Source organism: Psychrobacter sp. H25 (assembly GCF_059076335.1).
Map to the genome: position 1 here is coordinate 2,966,912 of NZ_JCACRV010000001.1, position 8,897 is coordinate 2,975,808.

An 8,897-nucleotide genomic window follows, 5' to 3' on the forward strand; every position below is an offset into this window, starting at 1 on the left:
CATTTAAGCAAAGGATATCGTTGTGACTACATTAAAATACATTGCTCATTATCCAGAGCACATCCAAACTCAAGTTGCAGAGATGATGAGTGATGGCAGGTTAGGGGTATATCTCAAAAATAAATACCCCACCCAGCATGAGATCCAAAGTGATAAGGCGCTCTATCACTATATCAATGAGATAAAAAACCAATACATGCGTAAGATTGGCCCGCTATCAAATGTCAGCTATAGCAGTAAATTAAAAGTTCTAAAACATGCGCTAGGAATGCATACCACACAGTCTCGGGTACAAGGCAGTAAGCTCAAGTCGCACAACAGCATCACGGTGGCCAGTTTGTTCAAAGACGCGCCGCCAGATTTTTTGCGCATGATAGTGGTGCATGAGCTTGCGCACTTCAAAGAGCATGACCACAACAAGGCGTTTTATCAGCTGTGCTGTCATATGGAGCCTGAATATCATCAACTGGAGCTGGATATGCGTTTATGGTTGCATTGGCAAGAGCGCTGATTACATGGACGTTATATAGCCATACCATGTGTTTGCTGATAACTGAAAACACTCATCATTTGCAGTAACCGTGCTAAGCTTGCCTGTATTAAAATTTTTGCCATCAAACTATTCGCAATTAAACCATAAATACACATACGTACTCTTTTATTACTTCACTAAAAATAGAGAAAAAAATGATCAATACCAAAATATATAAAGCCATCTATACGTTAGCCGAAGAGCTATTAGAAGCTGATCGTAGAGGCAATCAAGCGAAATTTGACGAGCTTTATACTGAGCTAAAAGCCATCTGTACCGATAATGAAAATACTGATAAAGACCATCCAGAGCAATGGGAAACCTTGGCTGATTTTACAGAGGATTTAGATGAGGCATTGGTTATCTATGACAAAGCACTAATCAAAGCCACTGCTATCAACTCAAAAGATCATATGTCTTCAATAGCTTTTTCTATGGCAGTACTACAGCTTGAGATGGGTGAAAAAGAAACAGCCATCCAAAGTTTGCAAAATGCCAAAGTCACGGCAAACAAAATTGAAGACAAAGAATTTAAGGTTGAGATCGATGAGATGCTTACCAAACTATTGGCAGAGTAGTCTCAACTATAATCAATCCTCTATGAATTGAGTAATCTGATATGCAAGACGTACCGGTAGTGATTGTTGGTGGCGGGCTAAGTGGACTGTATGCTGCCTTTTTATTAGAGCAAAAAGGTATTGCTTATAGGCTGCTAGAAGCGCGTGATAGATTGGGCGGTCGTATTGCAGTCGCCAGTTTCTCAGGTGCGCTCCATAATGGACAGGCTGCTCATGACACAGGCATAGCTAATAAATATAGTGCTAATCAAGATAGTGCTAACGCATTAATCACAGATGATGCATTTGATTTGGGTCCCTCTTGGTTTTGGCCTGACTATCAGACGCAGTTAAGTACGCTCATTGAATCGCTGAATTTATCACGTTTTGCGCAGTTTGAAGCGGGCGATATGATGGTTGAGCGCGCTACTGATCAGCAACCCGTGCGAATGCAAGGCTATAAAAGCGCGCCGTCTTCTATGCGCCTAGTCGGTGGAATGGCGGCTTTGATTGAGGCGCTATATGCCCGCTTAGACGTTAAAACCATCATTACCAACCAAACTGTGCAGCAGTTAAGTAGAGTAGGTGAGTATATTAACGTACAGAGCGTAGATACCTCTGGACAACTGACCATAACTCGAGCGCGTCATGTCCTGCTTGCGCTACCGCCCAGACTGGTAGCGGGTCGGATAGCATTTGAGCCAGCGCTACCACAGGAGCTAATAACACAGTGGCAACATACAGCAACGTGGATGGCGCCCCATGCCAAATATGTGGCAGTCTATGAAACGCCGTTTTGGCGAGATAATGGTCTCTCAGGGGCCGCGCGTAGTGCGATAGGACCACTCACTGAGATACATGATGCTTCTACTGTAGACAGTCATGGTGCCCTATTTGGCTTCTTTGGTGTACCGGCGCAGGCACGCCAAAGTGTCTCTGATATCGTGCTAAAACAACATTGCCGTGCACAATTGGTACGTTTGTTTGGTACGCAGGCGAGTAGTCCGGTAGCTGAGTATCTCAAGGACTGGGCGCAAGACCTATTGACAGCGATGCCTGCTGATATCAATGGTAACGGGCAACATGCCGCAGCACCACCAGCCAAACCAAAAACAGGCGCATGGCAAGACCAACTAACAGGCTGCGGTAGCGAGTGGTCAGCACCGTTTCCTGGTTATATTGCTGGCGCTATTGATGCAGCAGTTATAGCAGTGCAGAGCTTACCTGCGACAGTATTATCCAAAGAGTAAGTATTGCCAAAAGCCATATAGTTATACAAAAACATCGTCATCTAATAGGATAGTTGATGAATGACTCCCTCAAGCAAAAACCTGATTATAATGCGACTTGGCTGGTACCTGTTGCTTGCCTACTGGTCGGTGGTGCGCTCACAGGTATCTCAACCAATCTCGCCAAATACGCTGTCGATATCGGTCTTACGCCACTAGCGTTTTTGTTTTGGTCGATCACTGGTGCAGCTATTATTCTAATGATAGTTGCCTTCATTAGACAAGAAACACTTCCTTTTAGTGCCAGAAGCTTTAAGTACTATTTCGTTGCTGCCTTTGTCAGTGTGGCTGCTGCCAACTTACTGTTATTTTCAGCGATTCCTCATGTTGGCGCAGGGTTCGTCGCTCTTATTATATCCTTACCTCCATTGCTGACGTATCTTGGCGCACTGCTGCTGCGCATAGAGCGCTTCTACCTCACCCGTGCGCTTGGTGTCGCTGCGGCACTTTTAGGAGCAGGGGTGTTGGCTATCCATAAGCTCTCCGCCCCAGATACCAGCGTGTTTTGGATTTTGGTCGCGCTGTGTGGACCAGTACTACTCGCCATTGGTAACATATACCGGACACTACGCTGGCCTGATAATGCCGCATTTAGTGCACTCGCTCCGGGGATGCTAGTCGCCGCCTCTCTACTGCTGGTTCTATTTAGTGCGGTATTTAACTTTTCTGTCACGATACCTTTAGAGAGTGGGCTACCGCTTGGGTTGATAGCTGTACAGGCAGGTGTATTTTCTGGACAATTCTTATTACTGTTTCTATTACAAAAAACAGGCGGTCCTGTTTTGCTCAGTCTACTAGGGGCGGTCGGGGCCATCTTTGGTGTCCCTATTGCGATATTTTTGCAGGGAGAGCATCCGCCTGAGGGTTTGCTGTTAGGAGGTTGTCTGATTACTATTGGCATAGCACTGGTGACATGGGGCGGTGTAAAAATGTCGACGGTCACAACAAAAAAAGAATGAAGGGCACTTAGCAAACGCGCCAATAGGTAAGCATATCTGATCAATACTCTATAATCGTGCAAGTATCTGATATCTTGTCTTAATTACTTATACAGTCTATATAGATCCAATAATTGGTTACGATTCTCTCAAATCAATTTTTGTGAATAGGGCAAAAAAGGAGTATAAGTATCGGGGTTATTGTTGTCATGGATTCAGGCTATGAATGCAGCCATGCGTTATCGATTATTGAATAATATTACGATTCTGATAAGTGTCATTGGGGTCGTTGTTGCCTTGTTAGATAGTGGTTTTACACTGCCGACGTGGCTACAACAAGGTTTCCATATTTTTTATCTAGTCATTATTTTTTTGAGCTTTGTGGTGACGGTTGGCCGTTATATCTACACAAATAAGCCGTTCACGCTTAATAAAGTGGCGGTATTCGATGCCTTTACCAGTATCGCTATTATTATTTTACTTGCGGCACACTTTACTGACCTAATGCGTTTTGGGTTGTCTGCCGCTGTTGATGGCTTCGTCGCCATCAAGATAGCCGTGTTTGTCACCTTTATCCGTGAACTTTCTGATCACAATTTTAATCTTAATCGTACCTTTCTGCATCCTGCGCAGTTTTTTATTCTAAGCTTTTTGGCGGTGGTGCTGATAGGCGCCCTGCTGCTAATGATGCCCAATGCCACAACGCAGCCGTTATCCTTTGTTGATGCGCTCTTTACCGCGACCAGTGCGGTTTGTGTGACAGGACTTATTGTGGTGGACACGGCGACCCATTTTACGACGTTTGGACAGGCCATTATTATGGGCTTAATACAAGTCGGCGGCTTAGGTATTTTGACATTTGTGACTTATTTTAGTTACTTTTTTAAGGGCGGCGTCAGTTATGAGACGCAAGCCAGTATCAGCGAGATGTCGTATATGCGCGGTATGGGCAACGTAGTCTCGACCTTGAAGTCAATCTTATACGTGACTTTTGGTGTTGAGGCAGTAGCAGCGGCACTGATTTATATCAGTATCTATGATATACCCGATATGAGTTGGTCTGAGCAGTTGTTCTTTTCGATTTTTCATGCAATTTCAGCTTTTTGTAATGCGGGGTTTTCGACCTTTAGTGCTGGCATGTATGACGATTCGCTACGCTTTAATTACCCGCTACAGCTGATCGTGGCGATGACCTTTATCTTTGGTGGTATGGGTTTTACTATTGTGGTCAATGTACTGCGCTATCTACGGCATCGCATTGAGCGACTACTGTATCGTCATGATCAACGCTATTTTTATCAGCCTTGGTTGCTCAACATCAATAGCCGCATTACCTTGATTACGACTGGTGCGCTATTGCTGGTCGGTCTGATTGGAGTGATGATATTTGAATACGATAATGTGCTCGCTGACCATACCAGTATTTTTGGTAAGCTTGTGACAGGATTCTTTACCGCTGCCACGCCGCGAACCGCAGGATTCAATGTGATTGATATGGGTGAGCTTGCATTCCCAACGATCATGCTGACGATATTTTTGATGTGGATTGGCGCGTCACCAAACTCGACAGGGGGCGGTATTAAGACCAGTACCTTTGCGATTGCCTTATTGAATACACTCAGTCTAGCCCGTGGGCAAACGAAGATTGAAGTATTCAAACGTCAAATTGCGGAGATCTCCGTGCGCCGCGCATTTTCTATTATGTGGTTGTCACTGCTGGTCATCGGTACTGGTGTGACGCTCATTAGCTATGATCAGCCAGAGCTTGATTTGATCAAAGTAGTGTTTGAGTGTTTTTCAGCATACAGTACAGTAGGGCTGAGTTTGAATCTAACAGCAGATTTGTCAGATTTTAGCAAAGTGGTGATATCGGTCATTATGTTTGTTGGGCGGGTCAGTATGCTAACGATATTTATTGCACTACTCAAAAACATGCGCCAACGCAATTATCGCTATCCAACTGAGGAAATTACGATTAACTAAATTTTTATACATAAATAATTTTACGTTCAGAAGCGAAAAATATAGTTTAAAAAAGGTCATCAAGGTTATGAAGTATATTATCGTAGGATTGGGGAATTTTGGCGCGTCACTAGGCTCTGCATTGACTAGCCAAGGGCATGAAGTGATTGGCATTGATAGCAATATGCAAAGGGTCGAAACCTATAAGGAAGTTATCTCTCATACGCTCTGTATGGATGCCACAGATGAGTATACCGTAAGCGGCTTACCCATCATTGATACTGACATCGTCATCGTGGCAGTTGGCGAAGATCAAGGCGCAAACGTGATGGCAACGGCGTTATTTAAGACCCTAAAAGCAAAACGGTTGATCAGCCGCAGTATCAACCCACTACACGAAAAAGTCCTACAGGCTATTGGGGTGGACGATTTGATTCATCCTGAAAAAGAAGCGGCCAATCGCTGGGCCAAACGACTGTCGCTACGTTATTTTGTCGATTCGTTTGAGTTAAGCGATAACTTCAGTATGGTAGAGATTAATATTCCAAGTGTATTGATCGGTAAGACCATCGATGAATTGCAATTGGAGCAAAAGTTCAATATACGATTGCTTAGTACCTTGCGCTATGAGTATTATGAAGACAGCTTTGGTCGTACTCAGAGCAAACCGAGCATTCAAGGATTGGCAACGCCAGAGCAAGTATTAAAAGACCACGATGTACTGGTCATTTATGGCGCGAACAAACACATCAACCAGTTTTTACGTAGCGTCGGTGTGAAAATCAAATAACGGCTCAACAGCGTAGTGACATGAGAAGATACAGGGGGAGTTTATGAATAAGCGCAGTGTAGCCGCTCTATTGGTTGCCGCTATGGCACTACTGTCTGGCTGTGATCCGTCCGCGCAAGATCCGAACGTCACCCTGTCCGAGAATCAACAGGACCCGATTGAGGCGTTGGAGGTGACGTCCAATGTGGATCGTAGCGAGTTCAGCTATAAAGAAACCTTTTATGTCCCCATCTATTCTGATATCTATACTGATAAAGACAATCGTAAAGTGTTACTGGCTGCGACGTTGAGCGTACGTAATACCACGTTGGAAAAATCACTATATATCAATAAAATTGATTATTACGATACCGATGGCGCTCTTGTCAAATCCTATATAGACAAGCCAATCGAGCTACCTGCGATGGCCACGCTCAACTATATCGTTGAAAAAGAAGAGAACAAAGGTGGCGCTGGTGCTAACTTTATTATCGAAGTTGAAGGCGCGGATGAGACCGTCAAACCAGTTATTGAGGCGGTCATGATTGGGAATTTTAGCAATAAAGGATTTGCGTTTAGTACCGAAGGCACGCCTGTGATACATTAATCGGATGTGTTAAAGAAAATAGCAATGTCGGCAGTGTTAACAACGGCAATAGCGGTAGTTCCATTTAATATAGCGATATTTAAGTAGCGATATTCAAGGTAGTGATATTCGAGACAGTGACATTCAAGGAAGAATTATGTCTGCAACCAAAGAAGAAATTAACGCCTTTATGGCAATGGAGTTCCCCCAAACAAAATGCGTCGTTGAAGCAGTAAGCGCGCATGGCGCGACCTTATCACACGATATTGGTATCAATGAGCTACGTCCCGGTGGCACCGTGTCTGGTCCTGTCATGATGGCCGTCGCTGATGTTGCTATCTATGTGGCGATACTGGGAAAAATCGGCATCGTGCCCTTGACCGTGACGACCAGCCTGACGATTAATTTTTTGCGTAAACCATCAGCAGATGCACGTATTATCGCTGAGTGTACCTTACTTAAAGTAGGGCGAGCGCTGATCGTGGGTGAGGTGTCTCTGTATTCAGAAGGCTCGGATGACGTTGTCGCACACGTAGTCGGCACATATTCTGTACCGCCTCAGCGTATATAAACTTTTACTTCATAGTATATATTGCTTGAGTAATAAGTCTTTTATCGTTAGATTAGTACGCATTTAGTATTATAGACTTAGAGATCAAGACCATAATATTGCAATATTAGATCTCATCGAAATGACTTATCGTCATGATTTAATCATTACCTTTGAATTATTGGATGACAGTCATTAGCGTAGTCACTACTACAGAATACTCTGCATAAAACAAACCTCGCCAAGCATAACAGCTTGCGAGGTTTATTTTATGGTAGTACGGATTTCTAAAAGGTGGTATGAGTTGGCATTTATTTTGCAACATTAAAGAACCAGCAACTATTATTTTTATAAATATTTAAATAAACAATAGTTTGTTTAATTATGGGATGAATTTTCATGTAAGATAGCACCTGCTCAGAAGAATGAGAGGTTTTTGTACGATAAAGCGATCTGGGTAATTTATTTATATTAATAAAATTAATGACTTAAGATAAAATTTTCAGGTAAAAAGCGATGTATGGTCGGTTGGATGGTTTGACCGTACTGGTATGCAACTATAGTAACAGGTAGCATAAAAGTATACATAAGTGTCCAAAGGTGATTCAGAATACAGTAAGTAGTAAGTAAGGGAGTAGTCATGGAAAATATACTCAGAAAGTCTATCAATATCATTGTTTTACCAGTAATGCTATTAGGAATGACAGCATGCTCCGTGACTGGTAACAACAGTATCGATAACGATGGAGATAGTCGCCATGTGAGTAAGGTTGCATGGAACAACCAAACTGATGCTGATATCAACTATATATTAGACCAAAATGTATCTTCTGATAAAACCCGTTTGGTATTTATTAGATCCAATGACCGTTACTCTGAACAAACGAGTGCCAACATCGCAGTAAACAATCGGTTTCAAGTGAGTCTCCATGCAGGCAACTATACGGTTGTTGAATCATGTGTTGGTATAAACCAATTAAGCGCTCATGCCACGGGGTTCAAGGACAATAACTTGCTGGCAAATAAAAAAGAGTATGAGTTAGTAGGCGGTCAAACTTACTTTTTTTATGTGAATATGGCTCAAACGGGTCAAAGCACCTTAGAGCAGATCACTACCGCTAGCGCATTGCAACTACTAGAAAAAAAGCGTTATCAGTCTCATCAAATCAGTCGCGTTGTTCCTAACTGCCCAATACCTATCATAGCCGCACCACCAATTAATCCACCTGCTGTTATAAAAACACCGACACCAGCATTGTCCGAAAGAATATCTATTGATCTTGAAATATTGTTTGAGACAGACAAGTCGATGGTACGTCCAGCCTATTATGCAAAAACGACCGAACTGGTCACGTTTATGAAGCAGTACCCGAATACTGTAGTAACTATCGAGGGACATACAGATAGCCGTGGTCAAAATGACTACAATCAAGCATTATCACAGCGCCGAGTCAACGCAGTGAAAGAGATACTAGTTAACGAATTCGGTGTTGCACCCAATCGTATAAGCGCTATCGGCTATGGCGAGTCGCAGCCAAGAGCAAGTAATGATACTGCAGCAGGAAGACGGCTTAATCGCCGCGTCATCGCTGTAGTAGAAGAGCAGCCGCAAAATGAATAATAAAAGGCATCCAAGTGGATTTTATTCATTTAAAACGGCTTTGACCGATTATTCTTTGGCAATGAGTGCCGCGTGATATCTCTCTCAAGTTAT

At 43.2% G+C, this 8,897-nt stretch carries 9 protein-coding genes; all 9 read left to right on the top strand.

The genetic code is table 11. From position 1 onward, the window contains the following. Positions 1–22 precede the first annotated feature (22 nt). Positions 23–511, top strand: a complete 489-nt coding sequence (locus AC5JPO_RS12195; protein ID WP_319052195.1) for a M48 family metallopeptidase — start codon at positions 23–25, stop codon at positions 509–511. Positions 512–687: 176 nt separating this feature from the next. Further along, on the top strand, positions 688–1,110 hold the full coding sequence (locus tag AC5JPO_RS12200; RefSeq protein ID WP_443526035.1) for a tetratricopeptide repeat protein: 423 nt from the start codon (positions 688–690) through the stop codon (positions 1,108–1,110). A 41-nt stretch (positions 1,111–1,151) separates the two neighbouring features. Then, positions 1,152–2,339 carry a flavin monoamine oxidase family protein gene (locus tag AC5JPO_RS12205; RefSeq protein ID WP_443526037.1) on the top strand — a complete coding sequence of 396 codons (1,188 nt, stop codon included), beginning with the start codon at positions 1,152–1,154 and terminating at the stop codon, positions 2,337–2,339. A gap of 56 nt (positions 2,340–2,395) precedes the next feature. Next, positions 2,396–3,337: a DMT family transporter gene (locus tag AC5JPO_RS12210; RefSeq protein ID WP_443526038.1), complete on the top strand. Its 942-nt coding sequence runs from the start codon at positions 2,396–2,398 to the stop codon at positions 3,335–3,337. A gap of 201 nt (positions 3,338–3,538) precedes the next feature. Further along, a complete protein-coding gene (locus tag AC5JPO_RS12215; protein WP_493853956.1) occupies positions 3,539–5,299 on the top strand; it encodes a potassium transporter TrkG in 1,761 nt (586 codons plus the stop codon). 67 nt (positions 5,300–5,366) lie between these two features. Further along, positions 5,367–6,068: a potassium channel family protein gene (locus AC5JPO_RS12220; RefSeq protein WP_319052200.1), complete on the top strand. Its 702-nt coding sequence runs from the start codon at positions 5,367–5,369 to the stop codon at positions 6,066–6,068. Positions 6,069–6,111: 43 nt separating this feature from the next. Further along, complete coding sequence (locus tag AC5JPO_RS12225; RefSeq protein ID WP_443526042.1) at positions 6,112–6,654, top strand: DUF3124 domain-containing protein; 543 nt, start codon at positions 6,112–6,114, stop codon at positions 6,652–6,654. A gap of 136 nt (positions 6,655–6,790) precedes the next feature. After that, positions 6,791–7,204, top strand: coding sequence for a PaaI family thioesterase (locus AC5JPO_RS12230; protein ID WP_319052202.1), 414 nt, complete (start codon positions 6,791–6,793; stop codon positions 7,202–7,204). Between the two features lie 619 nt (positions 7,205–7,823). Then, positions 7,824–8,804 carry an OmpA family protein gene (locus AC5JPO_RS12235; RefSeq protein WP_493853957.1) on the top strand — a complete coding sequence of 327 codons (981 nt, stop codon included), beginning with the start codon at positions 7,824–7,826 and terminating at the stop codon, positions 8,802–8,804. The last annotated feature ends 93 nt before the right edge of the window (positions 8,805–8,897 follow it).